General features: G+C 52.9%; 2 protein-coding genes. One reads left to right on the forward strand and one right to left on the reverse strand.

Annotated features, from left to right (window positions below):
- On the reverse strand, window positions 1–386 hold a 386-nt coding region (locus tag VZ95_RS19255), incomplete at its 3' end, for a transporter substrate-binding domain-containing protein (RefSeq protein ID WP_198148413.1).
- A 43-nt stretch (window positions 387–429) separates the two neighbouring features.
- On the opposite strand from VZ95_RS19255, the gene VZ95_RS19260 reads away from it, so the two are divergent.
- Window positions 430–922 (forward strand): hypothetical protein (locus tag VZ95_RS19260; RefSeq protein ID WP_198148414.1); only part of this gene is annotated, 493 nt, incomplete at its 3' end.

Below are 922 nucleotides of genomic sequence, written 5' to 3' on the forward strand. Positions count from 1 at the left end.
TTGGTTTTGGTTGTGATCCCATACATGCCGGAGCGTAAATGGGGTTCGGTCAGGTCGATGCGCGCCCGCCGGGCCTCGGTATGACCGATGCCAAACATGGCTATGTCACATTTGTCCGTGTCCAAATCATCCATAAAGCTGGCGAACGAACTATCGACGAAAACAGGCGCTACGCCTAAATCATTGCTTAAGGTTTTTGCTAGATCAATATCGATACCCCGCAGTTGCGAGTCGCGCGGATTGCGGAAGGTAATTCCGTAATAGGCCGGCCAAATGCAAATTTGGAGTTTATTGGCGGATTTTACTGCCTCTAGCCGTCCGTCAGCGGCAATCGCCGTCCCCGTGGGGCCGGGCGCAATTGCCAGCAGAAGGGTGGTGGAGAGCAAGGCCAGGGCGGACGCCCGGCGCGGGGAAGGGGCGGAATCGCGGTTGAAAATGGTCATGGGCGTTACCTCTACGGGAAATCAGATGGACCAAAATCCACCCAGGGCAGTTGATGCTTTCTCGAATAGCAAAGAGTATGCCGCGACCGCTTTATCGGTGGAGGCATTGCGCGGAAGTCGGCGGCAGATTGCCCGCCTATCGCGGTTGTTCTGGATTATCGCGCCGAGTGTCTTTCTCGTCGTCATCCTGCTCTTTGGGTTCATGAGCTATTCCGGGCGGGAGCGCACGATTGCGGACACACAAAGAGTCTCGGAATCGCTTGCGTTACTGTTGGACGATCAAATAGAGCGGTCGTTACAAACGGTTTCATTGGTTGTGCAAGGAACGCACGCGGCTTATGTCAGCACGGGTCGTTTGGGGGTGAGTGGTTTTGATGATTTTTTACGTCGAAGTGATACGATTAGAGGGTTGGCGTTTTCGAATAAAGATTACGTGATCGAGTATAGTACGTTATCAGAAAATGATATTGGTGTTGATT

The organism is Elstera litoralis, from assembly GCF_000963705.1.
Lineage (GTDB): Bacteria > Pseudomonadota > Alphaproteobacteria > Elsterales > Elsteraceae > Elstera > Elstera litoralis.